Genomic DNA, 18,463 nt, shown 5'->3' on the forward strand with positions numbered 1-18,463 from the left:
ATAGTGCCCTGTAGGTCGATTTTCTGCGACAACGGTCGAATTTAGTGCCCTGTAGGTCGATTTTCTGCGGTGAACGGTCGAATTTAGTGCCGTGTAGGTCGATTTTCTGCGACAACGGTCGAATTTAGTACCGTGTAGGTCGATTTTCTGCGACAACGGTCGAATTTAGTGCCCTGTAGGTCGATTTTCTGCGACAACGGTCGAATTTAGTGCCCTGTAGGTCGATTTACTGCGGTGAACGGCCGCATAATGTGCCCTGTACGTCCAATAACGGCGTCTTAGGTCAATAAGTACGGTTTAGGCCGAATAATGGTGGCAACGGCCTAATATATGGCTAGCCAAGCCCCCGCCAGATTGTTTGGCGGGGGCTTGGCGGAAATGGGGCGAATTTAAACTGAAACGTGAAAGGACCAAGCTCTCGCTTGGTCCTTTTCTTCATTGATTTTTTGTCCTCCGTTCTTCCTGCCAGATGATGCTATTCAAAAAGGGCACTGTCATAGTCAGCGCCCCTTAATCCTTATTACAATATCGATGTTTGTCCAAGTTTTTAGATGATCGCTTTATTCCTGGCTTTTTTCATGGACATCGTTTTGTATTGATATATATTGCCCAGATTGGCCACCGGGACATCTGTTTTAGTTGCATCAATGCAATTGCGTGTATCCAAAATCAATTTATTTCTCATGAGATTTGATAGATTATCATAATCCATTTGTTTAAATTCATCATGGTCGGTCAGGACAAGTATCAAGTCGGCATCGTTTACAGCGTCTTCCACTGATACGACTGGCATCTTTCCAGATTGGACATGAGGGTCATGCAAGGATACATCCATGTTTTCCATCCCCATCAAGATATTGACGACATCAATGGCGGGACTTTCACGAATATCATCTACATTTCCTTTGTATGCAAGACCGAAAACAGCTACTTTTGGCTTCCGGATCCCCTCTAGCATCATCCTTACGGAATTAACGATATAATAAGGCATCGATACGTTGGTATCGCGGGCCAATTTAATGATTCTCGCTTGCTCTGGTGCCTTTGCAACGACGAAATACGGATCGACCGCTAAACAATGGCCGCCAACTCCTGGTCCTGGTTGGTGAATATTTACACGAGGGTGTTTGTTTGCCATCGATATGACATCCAAAACATTGATATCCAGCTCGAAACAGATTTTCGTCAGCTCATTCGCAAGGGCGATATTGACATCCCTGAAGGTGTTTTCCATCAGTTTGGACATTTCAGCCGTTTTCGCATCCGTCTGAATGATTTCTCCTTGAACGAAGGTTTTATAAACAAGACTTCCTTTATACGAGCATGTTTCCGTGATGCCCCCGACGATACGGTTATTATGAACCAACTCTTCAAGGATCCTTCCAGGTAAAACACGCTCCGGACAATGAACTAGGAAAATGTCTTTTCCGATTGTAAGGCCCGACCTCTCGATCATCGGTCTAATATGATCATCCATGCTTCTTGGCGCAATCGTCGATTCAATAATGATGACATTCCCTTTTTTGATAAAAGGAAGAATGTTTGAGGTTGCATCCATGACATGAGTTAAATCACATGATTGATGCATGTCCTTTTTATTTGGAGTAGGAACTGCGATAATGAAAACATCCGCTTGTTCCGGGCTTAACGCAGCTCGGAACTTATTGGAATTAAGCACTTCTTGCAATACCTCCTCCAATCCAGGTTCTTCGATATGGAGCCTGCCGCTATTCAAATTGGAAATAATCTCAGGATGGATATCCACGCCGACAACATCGACACCGTGTTTCGCAAACATTAAAGAAGTCGGAAGTCCTATATAACCAAGTCCTATTGTACAAAGTTTCATATAAACCACTCCTATCTATTTTTCTGCTACACTCAAATTTGTTAGGCTGTTTGATAGATTTCGATAAAGATTTCCTTCTCTTGTTTCCAATTGTATTTCTGCCGCGCCTTCAGGCAGTTATTGCTCATTTCCGCCCTTTTTTCAGGATGTTTCAATAAGTAATTGACGCCTTCGGCAATTGATTTTGGATCATGTGAATCGACACATACACCGATTTTTTCCGTATCGACAACCTTTTGAATTTCAGGAAAGCTGCAGGCAACCACAGGCACACCGCTCATCATGTATTCAAACAATTTATTTGAAGAAGCGGAGTAGTGATTAAAGCAGACATTATTCAATATCTGAAAACCTAAATACGCATTTTTTGTATAATGAAGCAGCTCGTCGACCGGAACCTTCGGTAAGAACTTCACACGATGCTCCAGATTCATGTCGCTTACTTTTTTCATTAAATCATCCTTGATTCTTCCATCTCCGATAAAAACTACCGTCCCGCCCTCAATCATCGGTACAGCATCAACCAATTGCTCTAACCCTCTTCCCATTTGAACGCCGCCTTGGTATAACAAAATCGGTTCATTCTCTGGCAAATCGAGCAGTTCATGCAAATTCACGGCCGTACTTTCCTCCGGATTGGTTGGAATCGGGTAGTTATGGACCACTTTGGGATACAGACCATATAAGTCTTCGTTATACTTAGCTCTCGTATGGTTTTCGGCAATCATTTCATCCACGAACATTAATAGGAATTTCTCCATCATCCCGTAAATTCGGCTATTATATCCCGTTCTGCTCGTTTGTACTTCATGCGAGTCATAAATCAGCTTTTTCCTTCTCAACCATTTACTGCTGATCGTTCCCTGCATGAGCGTATTCAAGTCATTTGAATGATAAAAATCATATTTCCTTTTCCGGCCATGATAGATCATTTGACCAAAAATGTAGCTCCTCGTTAATAGTGTCGGCAGCTTCGTTTTAGTGATCATCAGGGTGCCCATCGCAAGGAGTGCAAATGAGCCGAACAGTATTGCCGATCCCAACCAGCCGTTGATCAAGTTCAAGTTCCACAACGTATTCCAGACCAATAAGGCCAATAGAACGATTTCAAACTTCTTTTTCTTCAATTTGCCTACGATCCTGAGAATCCTATGAAGCGCATCCCAGCGATTATTCACCCTAGTGACAGTGAAACCATTTTCGTGTTTCTCCTTTTTGGGCAAACCCTCGATTTTCCAGTTATGAATGGCAATTAAATCGACTTCATAACCCGCTTCAGTAAGTGCTGTGCATTCTCTTAGAACCCTCGCATCGTTTGTAAAGTGATTCCACACGAACATACATACATTCTTCGCCATGTTGTCCTCCACTTCCGGATTTTTCAGCCTGACGCTTCCATCACATTGATGAGACCTTTAATATTTTTAGACCATTGAAAATGTTGTTTAGCATACCGATGACCGTTTTCCCCCAGTTCTTCACGAAGGGCTGGATCTGAGGCCATGGTCAAGATATGCTGACAGATTTCATCAACATTTCTGCTCTCTGCCACCAACCCGCATTTCGCCTCTGATAGCATCTTCTTGGCTCTGCCGTCCACATCACCGACAATGGGTATTCCGACACACATATAATCGATGATTTTACCAGGCAGCACCTTATTGAAGACTTCTTTTTCAACCAAGCTCACATAGGCAATATGGGACGTTGAAACTTCATGAAGAGTCACTCTTCGATTCATCGCATTAATCATCTTAATATTTGTCAGCCCTCTAGAGCTTATCTCCTTCTCCACTTCGGATATCCGATATCCATATCCAATCATCGAGAACTCGATTTGTTTATGTTCCTTTAGCTTTTCAGCTACGGCTATCAGTTTTTTCAAGTCCTGGGCCAGTCCGATATTCCCCGCATAAACGACTTTGATTACCTTTTCCGATACAGGTGTAAGCAAGTTCTTTAACGTCAGCTCATCCGCAGTAAGCGAATTGGGGATGTATTGGATGGCCTCTTCCTTGACTCCCTTTGCAACGATATAATCCCTGAAACCAGGACTATTGATGATAATGAAATCTGAAAGCCGATATAGCTTCCTTTCCAGGAAGAAAGCGATTTTCAAAACCCACTTATTATTAAATACTCCTACTCCTATCAACGATTCCGGCCATAAATCCCTGACATCGGTAATGAGTTTCGCCTTCATCTTTTTCTTGGCGATCAACGCCGCCAGTGTCGGGAAGATTGGCGGAGTCGTGGCAAACACGTAATCATATTTTTTTTCGAGACGGATGATTGTATAAATGAAAAGCCACATCGCTTCAAGATAATGAAGCAACCGCTTCCCCATATTGCTTGTATACCTCTTCACTTTTTCCGGTTTAATCCTGATGACATCTTCTTCAATGCTTTCTTCATCCCAAAACTTTGTATCTTGATATAAACTTTGATTAGGATAACTCGGCTTCAATGTGATGACCGTTACCTCAAATCCGTTTCTTTTCAAATGGAGATATATATTTTTCATTCTATTTCCCGCACTTCCGATTTCCGGATAAAAGTTTTGCACGATCATCAGGACGCTTTTCATATTCGCCTATCACCTCTATTCTGCTTTGCTTACTTCCTGCTTTATATTGTAAATGCCAGATATTAACTGGAGGTTAAAGAAATATAAAGTCCCTATTAATATTGTAAAAATTCTGTTAATTATTGTTTCATTTTTATATTTCCCATGAACTTCCCGTTATAATGGGGGAGACATTCAGAAGGGGAGGAAATGAGCATGCCTAAACAACGTATTAAGGTCATGACCGTATTTGGTACAAGACCAGAGGCTATCAAAATGGCACCAGTCGTTTTGGAACTGAAAAAGCATCCAGAAGAAATAGAAACCATCGTGGTGGTCACCGCCCAGCATAGGGAAATGCTCGACCAAGTCTTGCAATGTTTTAAAATAAAGCCAGATCACGATTTGGATATGATGAAGGATAGACAAACATTAGAAGAGATTACAACTCGAGGGCTTGAAAAATTGAGTTCTCTCATGAAAGATATAAAACCGGATATCGTCCTCGTACATGGGGATACAACAACAACTTTCATTGCAAGCTTGGCCGCTTTCTATAATAAGATACAGATTGGTCACGTTGAAGCTGGTCTCCGGACTGGTAATAAGTATTCTCCATATCCTGAAGAAATGAATAGGCAGCTGACAGGTGTCCTGGCTGATTTGCACTTTGCGCCAACAAATCAGGCGGCAGAGAATCTAATTTTGGAAAATAAAAAGAGTGATTGTATTCATATTACTGGAAATACGGCAATCGATGCGTTGAAAACAACAGTACGGAAAGATTATGAACATCCGATTCTATCTGGTTTGAATGGGGATCGCATGTTATTGATGACAGCGCACAGACGAGAAAATATCGGAAAACCAATGGAAGAAATATTCCGTTCCGTCAAACGGCTGCTTGAAGATCACAAGGATATCCAAGTAGTTTTCCCGCTTCATAAAAACCCAGTAGTCCGTGAAATTGCTTACCGGATTTTTGGTGAAACACAAAGACTTCACTTAATAGAGCCGCTTGAGGTGCTTGATTTTCATAATTTTGCGGCGCATGCCCATCTAATATTGACAGATTCCGGAGGTGTGCAAGAAGAAGCTCCCTCACTTGGTGTTCCTGTCCTTGTGTTACGCGATACAACAGAACGTCCGGAAGGAATCGATGCTGGTACCCTTTTATTGGCTGGAATTGAGGAAGAACGAATTTATGAATTAGCCACAAACTTACTTACAAATGAAGAAACCTATAAAAAAATGGCGACAGCCTCCAACCCATATGGAGATGGATTCGCTTCACAACGCATAGTTGAAATCCTATTGAAACATTGCGGAATGAAGTCCCCCCTTCCATTATGAAAGAAAAATATAGTAATGAAAAAATCCTGTCACGTAAGCGGCAGGATTTTTTCATTACTAGGTGGATTCGCTCCAGATTAAAAAGCATATTAAAAAAATGAAGGAAGTTACATCTGCGAAGCTTGTTTTGACAAGAAAATTTGATTTTAATTTTTTGGATGAGGAAATGAACATGACTCACAATCGAAAATGCAGCTAAGCCCCCGTGAATATAAAGGAGGATAAGATCTCCCTGTCGAATTGATAGTCATGACATGAAACAGGAGGATTAGTATGAAAAATCAAGTTACCCCCTATTTAATCTTCGATGGACAAGCAAAAGACGCATTAGCCTTTTATGCAGAAGTATTTCAAGCAGAGATTACCGATATGCAAACCTACGGTGAAGCTGATTTCCCAACACCTGAAGAAGCGAATGAACTTGTTCTGCATGCAAAAATCAAAAAAGGCGATATGTTGATCATGGTATCCGATACTTTTCCAGGCAATCCCTTTGATGCCGGGAATAATGTAGCATTGGTCCTCGAATGTGAAAGCGACTCGGAAATCCAGCATTTATATGAGGTTATGTGTGAACAAGGATTATCCTTAATGGAACTGCAAGATACCTTTTGGGGAGCTAAGTATGGTAAGGTCAAGGATAAATTCGGCATTCACTGGGACTTGAATTTCACAAAATGAATGTAAAAATGGCCGAAAATACGATTTGTATCCCCGGCCATTTTTAATAGAATCATTCACGGAAACGATGCATCAAAATACATGAAAATAATTAAGGACATTTTTTCCAATCAATAAAATCGTGACGCAAATAAATAATATACGTACATAGGAAGCACCTTTTTTAATTGCGAAGTTCGTTCCTACCAGTGCTCCTGCGACCATTGCAAGACCCATCGGAATTCCATAGGCAAAATTGACGGTCCCCATAGATAAAAAAATGATAAGTGCGGCAATATTGCTTCCAAAATTCAATATTCTTGCATTCCCGGCAGCCTGGACAAAATCAAACCCAATGATCAAAAGTGAAAATAATAAAAAGGAACCTGTGCCTGGTCCTAGAAAACCATCATAAAAACCAATCGCAAATATTATGACTATTAAAAGAATCATTTTCTTCCTTGTCAGCCCTTTATACTTTGCATCTTTACCCCAATCCTTTTTTACTAACGTATAAATCGCAACAACGATCAATAAAATCAAAATGAGGGGCTTCAGTATCTCTGCGGAAACGAAATGTACAACGTATGCTCCTAACGCCGCTCCAATCACAGTAATCGGAAACAGCTTGATAACGAATTTGAAATCCACTTTTCCAGCCCGAATGAATGAAATCGTACTCGTTAAAGATCCCATGGTACCCGCCAGCTTGTTAGTGGCAAGTGCCGCTGAAGGCGAAATCCCCGTGAACAATAAAGCCGGAATGGAAATTAAACCGCCCCCGCCCACGACGGAATCGATGAATGCGGCAATAAAACCCGCAAGTACTAAAAATAACAAAGTATAGAGATTAATATCCTCCATGTATTCCCCTTCTTTCAAAAGCACTATCTAAAATGCCATTACTCTTTTTCATTTAACCCTTCCTCTGAAATGACAGTGAATCCATGCCGTCTAAGCAAAGCCGCGGTCACTCCATTCCCGACCTTCTTCTCCCCCTTGAATTCCCCATTATAAATCGTGGCACTCCCACAGGATGGACTATTTTCTTTTAAAATGACTAACGTTGCCCCTACCTCCTGGGCTTTCAATAACGTAAGATTCGCTCCCTTTATGTACAATTCCGTTACATCCCGGCCCGACTTTTCGATGATCTTCGCTTTTCCATCAAGGACATCGCCACCTTCACCGCCGACTATCTCAGCAGGCTCCCTCGGTGTCGAAAAACCGCCAAGCAACTCAGGACAAACCGCTATAGCCTTTTTCTCCCTCATTAATTCCATAATTCCATCATCCAGGCTATGTGTACCATTGTATCTTACCTCAAGCCCCGCCAAACAAGCACTCACCAAAATCATCAAATCACCCCACCTCATGCGCTTTCCACCATTTTACCACGTAGGTTGGATTATTGGTGCAGAGGTCGAATGATGAGCGGTTACGGTCAATTTGTTGATGCGTGGGTCGATTTATGGGCGGTTACGGGCAAATCTATTGGTGCGTGGGGTGAATTTTAAGCGATTACGGTCGATTTTGTTGATGCGTGAATCGATTTATAGGCGTGTATGGTCGAATTGTTGGTGCGTGGGTCGATTTATGGGCGTGTACGGTCGAATTGTTGGTGCGTGGGTCGATTTATGAGTGTGTACGTCGAATCTATTGGTGTGTGGGTCGAATTATATGCGGTTACAGTCGAATCTATTGGTGCGTGGGTCGATTTATATGCGGTTACGGTCGAATCTATTGGTGCGTGGGTCGATTTATATGCGGTTACGGTCGAATCTATTGGTGCGTGGGTCGATTTATATGCGGTTACGGTCGATTTTGTTGGTGCGTGGGTCGATTTATGAGTGTGTATGGTCGAATTGTTGGTTTACAGCCTGAATTTTTCGCACATCTGGTCGAATTCTGCCACACAATCAAAAAAAGCGCTTGCAGCGAAGACGATTCCCGGCAAGCGCTTGTCTATTTAGTTAGTTGAGTTCAGTGATAGTAGTTGATACGTAATGATGGTCTTTTCACTGGTCCATTCAATTTTTTGGATAACGGCTGTTCCGCTTGAGTCAGATTGAATGGTTTTACGGACATCGATTGGAATATCGATAGGGTATAACCTGTATCCAGCTTTCGACAGCCGAAAAATGTTTTCTTCTTCACGGGTTTCGTTCCCTTTTGTCACGATCATGGTATTTAGCTCCATAGGCATGCCCATGTGTATCTCCTCCTCTTGCCAATATACTTAGTATATCCTTCATTCTATCATTATTCGGTTTTACTTTTCATCCAAGATGTTAAATCTTCGACTACTTTTCTGTTCACGGCAGGCGGGAAGTAATGCGTGAATTGAGGGAAATACCAGCTTTCGACCTCTTTGTCATGCATTTTCAACCTTTTTTCCAGCCGGTACGCGTGGTCTATGGCGACATTGTCATCTTTTTCACCATGTATGATCAGGACGGGTACATTCAAATCTTCAATCACAAACAATGGAGTACGGTATTCATATTGATCGGGGCATTTTTTAGGTGTTCCGCCGATGACACGCTTCATCATCCGACGCATATCGACCCGTTCGACATATGTTAAAAACATATCCGACACACCTCCCCATGTGACGATCGACGCAGCATTCCTGCAGTATATCCCAGTCCAAAGGGCCATGATGCCTCCGCGGGAAAATCCGAGGATATGAATGTGATCCTTGTTCACTCGGGGGTGCTGTTCAAGAAGATTGAATCCTGATATCGCATCGAATCGATCTTCGCCACCAAAATCCTCATCTCCCTCCCCGCCTTGATTTCCACGGTAAAAAGGAGCAAAAACGATGAAACCTTCTACAGCATACTGCACGATCCTTGCAGGCCTCACCTTGCCGACATTTTTAATCCCGCCGCGTAAATATAAGAAGGCGTCATGTATTTCGCCATCAACCGGTTCAGCCAGCAACCCTTTTACCTTCAGGCCTTGTGATATGTACGTAACTGAATAAAGATGGATTCGTGGATGCGGTGATGGAAACCGCTGCTTTGAAATAATCGTTCCGTTCTCCAATTTCCACTCTCCTTTCTCTTTATTCTTATTGTAAAACATCCGCTTGTTTTTATCCCCTGAGAGGCATTCACATTTTTTTCTTCCGTTCATACGATAATGTAGGCAAAATACCTATATATCAAGGAGGAAGGAATTTTGAAAAAATGGTGTAAAGCAGGTGTCGTATTTTTACTTCTGTGCGTGCTGGTGATCCCTCTTGGCGCATGCGGCAACAAAGAACAGGAAACAACGAAGGTCAGGGTTGCCGAAGTAACCCGCTCCCTTTTCTATACACCGCAATATGTAGCGATTGAAAAAGGTTTTTTTAAAGATGAGGGCCTCAGCATTGATTTGAAAACGACGGCAGGCGGCGACAAGACGATGACCACGCTTCTGTCCGATGGGGCGGATATTGCTCTCGTTGGCTCTGAAACATCGATTTACGTTCAGGCACAAGGCTCGAACGACCCCGTCATCAACTTCGCTCAATTAACACAGACGGATGGAACGTTTCTTGTTTCACGTGAAAAAATTGACAACTTCAATTGGGATATGCTGAAAAACTCTACATTCCTCGGCCAGCGAAAAGGCGGGATGCCGCAAATGGCCGGCGAGTTCGTATTGAAAAAACATAACATAGACCCGAAAAAAGATTTGAACCTCATCCAGAACATTGATTTTGCGAACGTCGCAACTGCCTTCGCTTCAGGAACCGGCGATTTTGTTCAACTGTTCGAACCAACGGCCAGTGTTTTTGAAAAAGAAGGAAAAGGCTATATCGTCGCGTCTTTCGGCACCGAGTCCGGGCATCTTCCCTATACAGTTTATATGGCTAAGGAAAGCTATTTGAAAGAAGACAAAGAGACTGTCGAAAAATTCACGAGGGCATTGAAGAAAGCTCAGGATTGGGTTCAGGAAAATGATGCTGCCGAAATTGCCGATGTCATTCAGCCGTATTTTGAAGATACCAATATCGAGACGATGGAAACAGTTATCAACCGCTACAAAGAACAAGGATCCTTTGCCACCGACCCCATTCTTGATGAAAAAGAATGGAACAATCTGCAAAACATCATGGATGAAGCAGGCGAGCTGCCTTCACGCATAAGCCATGAAGAGCTGGTCAATACAGATTTTGCTGAAGAAGTTACAAAATAGCATAGCTAAAGGTAAGGAGGATGTCAGATGAGCTTTTTAAAAATCCAAGACATTCACCATACTTATTTTTCAAATCAGACGGCAGCGACCGCACTAGCGGACATTTCCCTCGACATTGAAAAAGGTGAATTCGTCTCTTTTCTAGGTCCGAGCGGCTGCGGAAAAACCACCCTGCTTTCCATCATCGCCGGGCTATTTCCGCCCACTGCAGGAAAGATCCTGCTCGAAAACAAACCGCTGAAAGCCAACAGTGACCTTTCAATCGGCTATATGCTGCAGCAGGATTATCTATTTCCATGGAAGACAATTGAAGAAAATATATTATTAGGATTGAAACTGATTAAAAAGGATGAAGGACTTGAGAGAATAAAAACGCTGAAACTTTTAAGTGACGTTGGATTGGGAGGCACAGGAAAATTATATCCGCGCGAACTCTCTGGAGGAATGAGGCAAAGGGCTGCACTGGCACGGACACTTGCGGTCGACCCAAAAATCCTTTTGCTTGATGAACCGTTTTCGGCTCTTGATTACCAAACGAAGTTGAAGCTGGAAGACCTTGTTTTTGAAACTCTTAAATCCTTCGGAAAGACAGCTGTGCTCGTCACCCATGATATCGGTGAAGCCATTGCAATGAGTGACCGCATCTATCTGTTTTCTGCGAACCCGGGAAGCGTGCACAAAACCTTCAAGGTGCCCGATGAACTGCGGGAACTCTCACCTTTCCATGCACGCAACCATCCACAGTATCCGACGCTATTCCAAACGATCTGGAAGGAGCTTGAGAGCCTTGAATATTGAACAGCTTCATAACCAATATAAAACCTCATTAAAAAAAGAAAACAGGCTCATTCGCTTTTATCAGATCCTGATTTTCATCGTTTTTTTCAGCAGTTGGGAACTTTTATCCAGAATGGAAGTGATCGACCCGCTCATCTTCAGCTCCCCAACTAAAGTGTGGCATCTTTTCATACAGAAATTGGGTGATGGAACACTTCTATCCCATTCCGGAGTGACCCTATTCGAGACAGTTCTCGGCTTTATCATAGGGACACTGCTTGGAACGATCCTGGCATCCCTGCTATGGTGGTCGCCAAGATTATCCAAAACTCTTGACCCCTATCTCGTCATTTTAAATGCCATGCCGAAAGTGGCACTCGGCCCCATCATCATCGTAGCATTCGGCCCTGGCTTTCCATCCATCATCTCGATGGGGGCGATCATCTCCATCATCATCACCACCATCGTCGTCTACACCGCATTTCGCGAAGTGGACCCGAACTACCTGAAGGTGCTCCAAACTTTTGGCGCCACAAGAACACAAGCTTTTCGGGAAGCCATATTACCCGCCTCCTTCCCAACGATCATCTCAACATTGAAAGTGAATGTCGGCCTCTCCTGGGTCGGCGTCATCGTAGGGGAATTCCTTGTTTCAGCCAAAGGACTCGGCTACCTAATCATTTATGGCTTTCAAGTCTTCAACTTCACCCTCGTAATGCTTTCCTTAATGATCATTGCCGTATTTGCCACAATCATGTATCAACTAGTAGAACTGCTCGAGAGAAAATTAATCAAAGACTAACCAAACTGCCGATAAACCTCGGCAGTTTTTCATTCATGCTTGAGGTGAAAAATGAATTTAGTTGAGTTTCGGATGTTTTACTCGTGATAAGGCTTTACTCGTGAGTTTCGGTCATTTACTCGTATGTTTCCGCGATTTACTCGTGAATAAGGCTTTTACTCTTGAATTTCGGCGTTTTACTCGTGAATTCCGGCGATTCAATCGTTTCTCAGCAAATTGCCTTCACCCAATCTTGATAGGCTCAACGGTACAATTTCATCTTTCATGATGAAGCTAAACTCCTCACCGAGTACATCCGGCAATGCTTCCAAAAAGACCGGGCCGTCCGTTTCGAGGTAATTTTGTTTCTTTTCTAACCCACGCAATGCAGCAAAGTATATCGATTTAACAAATGGCTTGACTGGATGATGTACCTTATATTGTCCCAAAAATTGCAGCTGGCCCACCAAGCCTCCTGTTTCTTCATACACTTCACGTATGGCTGTTTCTTCAATCGATTCCCCTGCTTCCCGTTTACCTCCAGGGAACTCCAATCCCCGTTCTCTGTGTTTGGTCAATACCCACCTGCCCTTATATCTGCTGAGTACAAAAACATGCCAAGATTCTCCAAAGACAGGATTCTCGGAGAATTCGACTTTATATCCGTTCTTATCAAGAAAACGTTTCATTTTTCCCCTTCTCTCCGTATAAGAAATAATGCTATGCCCCTTCATTCATTATATGGGTAAAAAAAACTACTATCCAGCAAGAACCCATCAAAAAACGATGGCCCCTCAATATTCGAGGCCATCGTCTGTTGGTTTTGCCTGTAAAATCCCCATGCTTTCTATATGCCTTCTTCCTTCTTCAGTACCCAGGGCATAAATCATCTCATAAATTTTTTGGAGTGTTATATCCTGTTTATCATTTTCACGGTCAAAATGATATTGAAGGTATGGGACATGTGCCCGGTAAAAATTTTCTTCCCCTACTGAATAGTTATAATCAAATAATTCACGTAATTTTATGATTTCATTATCTGTCGCCTCTATCTCGAAATTCCATGGAGAACTTTCCTTATCTTGTGTTATCTGCCCATTTGGAAGCCAAATGTAATATTTTTTCCTGTTTTCAGACACATCCATCCACCCTTTCCATATATCCTACTACGCTTATTTTTCACGTATTTCCCCACTTCATACAATGGAAAATTTTGTTTACAGAAGAACAAAGATGTTAAATAATAGATTAAAGTATCTTTCAAAGGGTAAAACATATAATAAGCCCAAGCATCCCTTAAGATTTTTATATGCACCCAGAGTTTTTTTTGATAACCTACATATAAAGAGATAACGGATTTCTAATAAATGTGAGGTGAAAGTTTTGAAGTTAATTGAAGAATTATACAATATGTACCGTGATAAGATGACTGGTGATGAAGAAGATATTGATATGCTTACTTTTGCGGTTCTGGAACAGCTTGACCGCAAGGAAATTTTCGAATTGCTTCAAGAGATGGATGATCAAGAACTGACCAATTTGATGGGCCTTTACATTATTGAAACGTTAAAAGGGAAGTTCGCTCAAAATAGTATGAGCGACACGAAACCTACACATTTTCCGCCTAGGAATATTCATTAAATACATACCATGTCAGGTGTCCCTCTTTTGATGGATGCCTTTTTTATTGTTTTAACCAAAAAAAAAGCCCTACCGAAGCAGGGCTTTTCCTAAATCTTATTGTCCTAAATACGCACGCAGCATCCAAGCATGTTTGTTTAAGCTTTTCTTCATGCCTGTCAGCATATCAGCCGTAACCGGATCTTCTTGTTCGGCAACTTCGATGATTTCCAAGAACTCTTCGGAGAGCTTCTCAAAATCACTGATGACGCTTTGAACCATATCTTCTGTATTTTCATTTCCTGTCGCTTCTTCGATCGTCGTTAATTCCATGTACTCTTTAAGGGTAGCAACCGGCTTTTCACCAATGGCCAATAGTCTTTCGGCCAATTCGTCATAGTTGGATGTCACTTCTTTGTATAATTCTTCCAGTTTTTGGTGAAGTTCAAAGAAGTGCGGTCCATTCACGAACCAGTGGTAATTATGAATTTTCGTATAAAGAACACTGAAGTTTGCAATTTCCTTATTCACTAAAGTTCCTAATTTTTTCTGAGCCATAAATATCTACCTCCGTAAGTTGGTTATACCTTTATAATTCCCTCTATTCTAAAATTGAAACATTATCTGACTCGGTTCTTATGCTAAAATGAATCTAAATTGTGAACGTTAGGAGCTGTAAAGTATGATTACGGTTTTAGTTATCTCCATTATTGTGATTCTGATTGTATTGGCATTATCGGTCTTAACAATCGGAAAAGGTTATAGCTACAAGCATACAGTGGATCCGGTCGAACCTTTGCCAGAGGATGAGGGAAAAAAAGAAGAACCCGAAAAATGAAAAAAGTTCCTGTCACAAAGGACAGGAACTTTTTTATTAACCGAAAACTTTATGAAGATCTTCTTTATCTTGTGCAAGCCAGAAATTCATTAATTTCTTAGCTCCTTCAAGATCATGCAATTTTGCTTGGCCGCATTGTTTTTCGTTTGCAGCAGGAATTTCAGTAATTGTAACAGCATCCTTGAAAGTATCTTCAAGAACATCGATGATTTCCGTCACTGTCGGCTCGCCGCTGACCACAAGGTAATATCCTGTTTGACATCCCATTGGCGAAATGTCGATGATATCAAAGTGATCGAAGCGCTCGGAATGCTTACGGATATTGAATGCAAGCAAGTGTTCCAGAGTATGGATCGTATCCGGCTTCATCGCTTGTTTATTTGGCTGACAAAAACGGATATCAAATTTATTAACAACACCGTCTGTTCCTACCTTATGGACACCGCAATGTCTAACATATGGGGCTTTAACAGCGTTATGATCTAATTCAAAGCTTTCAACTGAAGGCATTTAATTCACTCCTTAATTGTATGTCATCTCTATTTTACCTTGAATAACAATATATTTCATCCTTTAAAATTAATTCTCATTATATCAATCGGATTACCAATATGCTTATTCCTTTTTTACCCTTATTGGAAATTTAGAAAATATGCTATAATTGAGGGTAGTCAATTTACTCGAAAAGAGATGAAAGCATCGTGTTGAAAAAAATATTAATGGGAATCATCCGTTTTTACCAAGTTGCTCTTTCTCCATTAAAACCGCCCACCTGTCGTTTTTATCCAACTTGTTCCCATTATGGTTTGGAAGCGATCAATCGTTTCGGACCTATAAAAGGAAGCTGGTTATCACTCATCCGGATTCTTAAATGTCATCCGTTTCATCCAGGCGGCATTGACCTTGTTCCCGAAAAAAAAGAAAAAAGTGAGGACCAATAGAAAAAACCCTTGCTTTCTTTTGCAATCTTTTGTATCATACAGAAGTCAAATCGTAATCATTTCGTTTTTACCACATAAAATTCAAATCGTAATCAATACGAATTATAAAGGAGCATTTCATATGAAAATTCGAGCATTGCTCTCGCTTTTCCTTGTTACTGCGGTATTTCTTTCAGCCTGCGGCAACTCAAAGGGAGAATCGAGTAAAGAGGAAAACAAGGATGCCTTGGATATATATACGACGGTTTACCCTTTACAATACTTCACTGAGGCCATTGGCGGGGAATACGTGAATGTCGAGACGGTTTATCCTCCAGGAACGGATGAACACTCATTCGAACCCTCTCAAAAAGATATTGTAAAGATGGCTGAATCAGACCTGTTTTTCTATATTGGCTATAATCTTGAAGGCTTTGTAACCAAGGCTGAACCAATTCTAAGCAAAGAAGGCGTCAGCACAATTGCGGTAGGCGAAACGGTTCATCTTGATGAAGAGGAGCATGAACATGAAGAGGAACATGCTCATGAAGAAGACGGCCATGACCACGGGGGCGTTAATCCTCATTTGTGGTTAGATCCCGTCTATTCCATTGACATGGCTAAAACCATCAAGGACGAATTAACGAAAAAAATGCCGGAACAGGAAGAATATTTCAACAGCCATTTCAATGAGCTTTCCGAAAAGCTTGAGGCACTTGATGAAAAATTCGCGACGACGATCGAGTCGGGCCGTACCAATAAGATCATCGTTTCCCATTCTGCATATGGTTATTGGGAGGAGCGCTACGGGTTGGAACAAATTGGCGTCACAGGACTAACGACTTCAAACGAACCTTCTCAAAAGGAACTGGGGAAAATCGTAACCATGGCTGAAGAAGAAGACTTGAACTACGTCATCTTTGAGCAGAATATCAGTTCTAAACTTACCGAAATCATCCAAAAGGAAATGGGAGCGAAATCACTCGAGCTCCATAACCTTTCCGTGTTGACGGATAAAGATATCGAAGCTGGCGAAGATTACTTCAGTTTAATGGAAAAAAACATCAAGACACTGCAAACTGCCTTGCAATAGACGAGAAAGAAGCGGATCCCTTTGGATCCGCTTCTTTTTTGTACCTCGGTACTCTAAACAGTTCTTTTTCATTTTGTCAGCTTATTTGTGTTGAAGTTTCGGTTCCTGGCAAAGCATGATAGCTTCCTGTTCTTAACCAACCTATGATAAGCTATAATTATTACAATTTATGGAATATTTTAATGCGAGCTTAGAGAGGAGAAAATATGAAAAAGATCATAAATGGAAGTTTAACGTTTCTACTCCTATCGATGCTAGTTGCTTGCACGGATGAAAAAGATGATTACGCTAGAATTCATCCGAATCTTTTGCCAAGTGAGGGTCATACGTATTCGCTCCAAGCCGTTGGGAAAGAAATTACATTTGATTTACTAGAAGAGAGTAATATAACCAATGTGGGCCCAATTACAAATGAAGCATCTTACAAGTCATTGAATGAGCAATATCCAAAACTTGAATTAAAGAAAGAACCCGCATTCATCGTGTTTGATGAAAATGGTTTGGTATTAAAAACATATGATTATGAAGAGATGATTGAGTTTTTACAAAATCCAGATGAGTAATTCTATCGGAAACGATAAAAAAGAAGGGAACCCCTTCAATGGGATTCCCTTACGTTAGTTATTCCTTTAAATACTTCTCACGGATCTTTTCCATTTTCGTCATCAATTCGGTTCCAATCGTGGATTCGAATTCCGGATAGATGACGGTCATCTCATCCATCCATTCTTTCTTTTCTTCATCTGACAGTGTATAGATGTCGATATTCGATTTTTGCTGGATTTCCCTTAGCTGTTCCTGATTCAATTCATTTGATTTGATCCATAGCCATTTCGTTGTATCATCCATCGCCCGTTGGATTTGCTGCTGAATATCCAACGGGAGTTTGTTCCAAAACTGCTCGTTTATCATGACTACATACCCTAAATAGCCATGATCACTGATCGTTAAATATTTTTGCACCTCATATAATTTCTTGGAATAGATATTCGAAATCGTATTTTCCTGGCTGTCCGTTTCTTTGATTTCAAGGCTTTTGAACGTTTCATTAAACTCCAGGACAGAAGTTGTCGCCCCAAAATGCTTGAATTGGCTTTCCAGGACTGCACTTGGCATGATTCTGAAATTCTTTCCTGCAAAATCACTTGGATGCCGTATCGGTTTACTGCTTGTAATCTGTTTATAGTTATTCGACCAAAATGCGAGTCCTTCGATATCGATGATATTCAGCTGCTCAAGCAGCTCTTCCCCCACTTCCCCATTCAACGCTTCCTGCAAGGCCGCATCCGTTGGAAAGACGTAAGGGAGGTCCAATAGCATCCATTTCTTTGATATGCTCGTAATTTTAGATGCAGTCGGTGCAATCATCTGCACCTTGTTTTCTTGTAATGCTTCGATTTCTTCCTCATCACTATATAATGACTGATTAGGATAAACTTCTATTTTGACACGATGGTCTGTATATTCATCGACAAGTTGGGCAAATCGGTTCGCAGCTAGCCCTTTAGGTGTATTTTCGGCAACGACATGACTGAACTTAATCACGATTTGATCCTTCATCCCGACCTGCTCCTCATCCTTCGGCAAATTGAACCCGAAGCTTGTAAAGAACGATTGAAATGATATATACACGGCTATCAACAGCCCCAAGCCAATTAATAAGAAGTACCCCCATAATGCACGCATACCGACAACTCCTCACCGCTCACTTCACATTATCACTATTCTATCACAGCTTTTTGCTGTCGTAATACACTGCGCGAAAAATAGCGAAAAGTGATAGAAATTCTGTTACTATTAAGTATAGAAGTAATGGAG

At 41.5% G+C, this 18,463-nt stretch carries 23 protein-coding genes; 11 read left to right on the plus strand and 12 right to left on the minus strand.

All coding sequences use genetic code 11. The features are described from left to right. Nucleotides 1–547 precede the first annotated feature (547 nt). From ACWF5P_RS17330 to ACWF5P_RS17340, 3 genes are read right to left on the minus strand one after another with little or no spacing between them, the layout of a single operon-like run. Nucleotides 548–1,849 (minus strand): nucleotide sugar dehydrogenase, encoded by a 1,302-nt coding sequence (locus ACWF5P_RS17330; RefSeq protein ID WP_101225564.1) that lies wholly within the window; start codon nucleotides 1,847–1,849, stop codon nucleotides 548–550. A 41-nt stretch (nucleotides 1,850–1,890) separates the two neighbouring features. Beyond that, the gene (locus tag ACWF5P_RS17335) at nucleotides 1,891–3,207 is read right to left on the minus strand and encodes a glycosyltransferase (protein WP_434167967.1); all 1,317 of its coding nucleotides are present in this window, start codon (nucleotides 3,205–3,207) and stop codon (nucleotides 1,891–1,893) included. 23 nt (nucleotides 3,208–3,230) lie between these two features. Continuing rightward, complete coding sequence (locus ACWF5P_RS17340; protein ID WP_434167968.1) at nucleotides 3,231–4,436, minus strand: glycosyltransferase; 1,206 nt, start codon at nucleotides 4,434–4,436, stop codon at nucleotides 3,231–3,233. Nucleotides 4,437–4,631: 195 nt separating this feature from the next. Between ACWF5P_RS17340 and wecB the strand changes: the two genes are divergently transcribed. After that, nucleotides 4,632–5,768, plus strand: a complete 1,137-nt coding sequence (gene wecB / locus ACWF5P_RS17345; RefSeq protein WP_232783029.1) for a non-hydrolyzing UDP-N-acetylglucosamine 2-epimerase — start codon at nucleotides 4,632–4,634, stop codon at nucleotides 5,766–5,768. A 273-nt stretch (nucleotides 5,769–6,041) separates the two neighbouring features. Further along, nucleotides 6,042–6,449 (plus strand): VOC family protein, encoded by a 408-nt coding sequence (locus ACWF5P_RS17350; protein ID WP_101225568.1) that lies wholly within the window; start codon nucleotides 6,042–6,044, stop codon nucleotides 6,447–6,449. 72 nt (nucleotides 6,450–6,521) lie between these two features. Here the strand turns inward: ACWF5P_RS17350 and ACWF5P_RS17355 are convergent, their stop codons facing one another. Together ACWF5P_RS17355 and ACWF5P_RS17360 are read right to left on the minus strand one after the other, a co-directional pair. Further along, entirely contained in the window at nucleotides 6,522–7,292 is a 771-nt protein-coding gene (locus ACWF5P_RS17355) for a sulfite exporter TauE/SafE family protein (protein WP_260359142.1), read from the minus strand. A gap of 38 nt (nucleotides 7,293–7,330) precedes the next feature. Beyond that, nucleotides 7,331–7,786, minus strand: a complete 456-nt coding sequence (locus tag ACWF5P_RS17360) for a DUF523 domain-containing protein (protein WP_434169736.1) — start codon at nucleotides 7,784–7,786, stop codon at nucleotides 7,331–7,333. 279 nt (nucleotides 7,787–8,065) lie between these two features. Between ACWF5P_RS17360 and ACWF5P_RS17365 the strand changes: the two genes are divergently transcribed. Further along, nucleotides 8,066–8,278 (plus strand): hypothetical protein, encoded by a 213-nt coding sequence (locus tag ACWF5P_RS17365; RefSeq protein ID WP_434167969.1) that lies wholly within the window; start codon nucleotides 8,066–8,068, stop codon nucleotides 8,276–8,278. A gap of 119 nt (nucleotides 8,279–8,397) precedes the next feature. On the opposite strand, the gene ACWF5P_RS17370 is transcribed toward ACWF5P_RS17365, so the two are convergent. Next, a complete protein-coding gene (locus ACWF5P_RS17370) occupies nucleotides 8,398–8,640 on the minus strand; it encodes a DUF2584 domain-containing protein (RefSeq protein WP_101225571.1) in 243 nt (80 codons plus the stop codon). A gap of 50 nt (nucleotides 8,641–8,690) precedes the next feature. Then, nucleotides 8,691–9,479 carry a prolyl oligopeptidase family serine peptidase gene (locus ACWF5P_RS17375; RefSeq protein WP_434167970.1) on the minus strand — a complete coding sequence of 263 codons (789 nt, stop codon included), beginning with the start codon at nucleotides 9,477–9,479 and terminating at the stop codon, nucleotides 8,691–8,693. A gap of 135 nt (nucleotides 9,480–9,614) precedes the next feature. On the opposite strand from ACWF5P_RS17375, the gene ACWF5P_RS17380 reads away from it, so the two are divergent. From ACWF5P_RS17380 to ACWF5P_RS17390, 3 genes are read left to right on the plus strand one after another with little or no spacing between them, the layout of a single operon-like run. Next, nucleotides 9,615–10,616: an ABC transporter substrate-binding protein gene (locus ACWF5P_RS17380; RefSeq protein WP_434167971.1), complete on the plus strand. Its 1,002-nt coding sequence runs from the start codon at nucleotides 9,615–9,617 to the stop codon at nucleotides 10,614–10,616. Between the two features lie 27 nt (nucleotides 10,617–10,643). Further along, the gene (locus ACWF5P_RS17385; protein WP_434167972.1) at nucleotides 10,644–11,414 is read left to right on the plus strand and encodes an ATP-binding cassette domain-containing protein; all 771 of its coding nucleotides are present in this window, start codon (nucleotides 10,644–10,646) and stop codon (nucleotides 11,412–11,414) included. Then, on the plus strand, nucleotides 11,404–12,195 hold the full coding sequence (locus tag ACWF5P_RS17390) for an ABC transporter permease (RefSeq protein WP_230178500.1): 792 nt from the start codon (nucleotides 11,404–11,406) through the stop codon (nucleotides 12,193–12,195). The genes ACWF5P_RS17385 and ACWF5P_RS17390 overlap by 11 nt, the downstream gene beginning before the upstream one ends. Nucleotides 12,196–12,392: 197 nt before the next feature. Here ACWF5P_RS17390 and ytkD read toward each other — a convergent pair whose 3' ends face one another. Continuing rightward, nucleotides 12,393–12,863 (minus strand): RNA deprotection pyrophosphohydrolase, encoded by a 471-nt coding sequence (gene ytkD, locus ACWF5P_RS17395; protein ID WP_434167973.1) that lies wholly within the window; start codon nucleotides 12,861–12,863, stop codon nucleotides 12,393–12,395. 105 nt (nucleotides 12,864–12,968) lie between these two features. Continuing rightward, entirely contained in the window at nucleotides 12,969–13,319 is a 351-nt protein-coding gene (locus ACWF5P_RS17400) for a hydrolase (RefSeq protein WP_397315920.1), read from the minus strand. A 229-nt stretch (nucleotides 13,320–13,548) separates the two neighbouring features. Between ACWF5P_RS17400 and ACWF5P_RS17405 the strand changes: the two genes are divergently transcribed. Further along, nucleotides 13,549–13,815 (plus strand): DUF6154 family protein, encoded by a 267-nt coding sequence (locus tag ACWF5P_RS17405; protein WP_370020242.1) that lies wholly within the window; start codon nucleotides 13,549–13,551, stop codon nucleotides 13,813–13,815. A gap of 96 nt (nucleotides 13,816–13,911) precedes the next feature. Here the strand turns inward: ACWF5P_RS17405 and ACWF5P_RS17410 are convergent, their stop codons facing one another. After that, on the minus strand, nucleotides 13,912–14,352 hold the full coding sequence (locus ACWF5P_RS17410; protein WP_137023247.1) for a Dps family protein: 441 nt from the start codon (nucleotides 14,350–14,352) through the stop codon (nucleotides 13,912–13,914). A 124-nt stretch (nucleotides 14,353–14,476) separates the two neighbouring features. Between ACWF5P_RS17410 and ytzI the strand changes: the two genes are divergently transcribed. Then, nucleotides 14,477–14,632, plus strand: a complete 156-nt coding sequence (gene ytzI, locus ACWF5P_RS17415; protein WP_101225577.1) for a YtzI protein — start codon at nucleotides 14,477–14,479, stop codon at nucleotides 14,630–14,632. Between the two features lie 36 nt (nucleotides 14,633–14,668). Here ytzI and ACWF5P_RS17420 read toward each other — a convergent pair whose 3' ends face one another. Continuing rightward, on the minus strand, nucleotides 14,669–15,142 hold the full coding sequence (locus ACWF5P_RS17420; RefSeq protein ID WP_034310515.1) for an S-ribosylhomocysteine lyase: 474 nt from the start codon (nucleotides 15,140–15,142) through the stop codon (nucleotides 14,669–14,671). Between the two features lie 191 nt (nucleotides 15,143–15,333). Between ACWF5P_RS17420 and yidD the strand changes: the two genes are divergently transcribed. The 3 genes from yidD (at nucleotide 15,334) to ACWF5P_RS17435 (ending at nucleotide 17,208) form a co-directional block, all read left to right on the plus strand. Further along, nucleotides 15,334–15,573, plus strand: a complete 240-nt coding sequence (yidD, locus tag ACWF5P_RS17425; protein ID WP_101225578.1) for a membrane protein insertion efficiency factor YidD — start codon at nucleotides 15,334–15,336, stop codon at nucleotides 15,571–15,573. Nucleotides 15,574–15,694: 121 nt separating this feature from the next. Continuing rightward, nucleotides 15,695–16,645, plus strand: coding sequence for a metal ABC transporter solute-binding protein, Zn/Mn family (locus ACWF5P_RS17430; RefSeq protein ID WP_434167974.1), 951 nt, complete (start codon nucleotides 15,695–15,697; stop codon nucleotides 16,643–16,645). 206 nt (nucleotides 16,646–16,851) lie between these two features. After that, nucleotides 16,852–17,208: a hypothetical protein gene (locus ACWF5P_RS17435; protein WP_434167975.1), complete on the plus strand. Its 357-nt coding sequence runs from the start codon at nucleotides 16,852–16,854 to the stop codon at nucleotides 17,206–17,208. A gap of 58 nt (nucleotides 17,209–17,266) precedes the next feature. On the opposite strand, the gene ACWF5P_RS17440 is transcribed toward ACWF5P_RS17435, so the two are convergent. Then, the gene (locus ACWF5P_RS17440) at nucleotides 17,267–18,331 is read right to left on the minus strand and encodes a DctP family TRAP transporter solute-binding subunit (RefSeq protein ID WP_434167976.1); all 1,065 of its coding nucleotides are present in this window, start codon (nucleotides 18,329–18,331) and stop codon (nucleotides 17,267–17,269) included. Between the last annotated feature and the right edge of the window lie 132 nt (nucleotides 18,332–18,463).

The sequence above is a fragment of the Peribacillus sp. NPDC055009 genome (genome assembly GCF_053608705.1).

Coding starts and splice junctions, on each gene's coding strand:
- ACWF5P_RS17330 (WP_101225564.1), bottom strand. CDS start 1,849: ATGAAACTTTGTACAATAGGACTTGGTTATATAGGACTTCCGACTTCT.
- ACWF5P_RS17335 (WP_434167967.1), bottom strand. CDS start 3,207: ATGGCGAAGAATGTATGTATGTTCGTGTGGAATCACTTTACAAACGAT.
- ACWF5P_RS17340 (WP_434167968.1), bottom strand. CDS start 4,436: ATGAAAAGCGTCCTGATGATCGTGCAAAACTTTTATCCGGAAATCGGA.
- wecB (WP_232783029.1), top strand. CDS start 4,632: ATGCCTAAACAACGTATTAAGGTCATGACCGTATTTGGTACAAGACCA.
- ACWF5P_RS17350 (WP_101225568.1), top strand. CDS start 6,042: ATGAAAAATCAAGTTACCCCCTATTTAATCTTCGATGGACAAGCAAAA.
- ACWF5P_RS17355 (WP_260359142.1), bottom strand. CDS start 7,292: ATGGAGGATATTAATCTCTATACTTTGTTATTTTTAGTACTTGCGGGT.
- ACWF5P_RS17360 (WP_434169736.1), bottom strand. CDS start 7,786: ATGATTTTGGTGAGTGCTTGTTTGGCGGGGCTTGAGGTAAGATACAAT.
- ACWF5P_RS17365 (WP_434167969.1), top strand. CDS start 8,066: ATGAGTGTGTACGTCGAATCTATTGGTGTGTGGGTCGAATTATATGCG.
- ACWF5P_RS17370 (WP_101225571.1), bottom strand. CDS start 8,640: ATGGGCATGCCTATGGAGCTAAATACCATGATCGTGACAAAAGGGAAC.
- ACWF5P_RS17385 (WP_434167972.1), top strand. CDS start 10,644: ATGAGCTTTTTAAAAATCCAAGACATTCACCATACTTATTTTTCAAAT.
- ytkD (WP_434167973.1), bottom strand. CDS start 12,863: ATGAAACGTTTTCTTGATAAGAACGGATATAAAGTCGAATTCTCCGAG.
- ACWF5P_RS17400 (WP_397315920.1), bottom strand. CDS start 13,319: ATGGATGTGTCTGAAAACAGGAAAAAATATTACATTTGGCTTCCAAAT.
- ACWF5P_RS17410 (WP_137023247.1), bottom strand. CDS start 14,352: ATGGCTCAGAAAAAATTAGGAACTTTAGTGAATAAGGAAATTGCAAAC.
- ytzI (WP_101225577.1), top strand. CDS start 14,477: ATGATTACGGTTTTAGTTATCTCCATTATTGTGATTCTGATTGTATTG.
- ACWF5P_RS17420 (WP_034310515.1), bottom strand. CDS start 15,142: ATGCCTTCAGTTGAAAGCTTTGAATTAGATCATAACGCTGTTAAAGCC.
- ACWF5P_RS17430 (WP_434167974.1), top strand. CDS start 15,695: ATGAAAATTCGAGCATTGCTCTCGCTTTTCCTTGTTACTGCGGTATTT.
- ACWF5P_RS17435 (WP_434167975.1), top strand. CDS start 16,852: ATGAAAAAGATCATAAATGGAAGTTTAACGTTTCTACTCCTATCGATG.
- ACWF5P_RS17440 (WP_434167976.1), bottom strand. CDS start 18,331: ATGCGTGCATTATGGGGGTACTTCTTATTAATTGGCTTGGGGCTGTTG.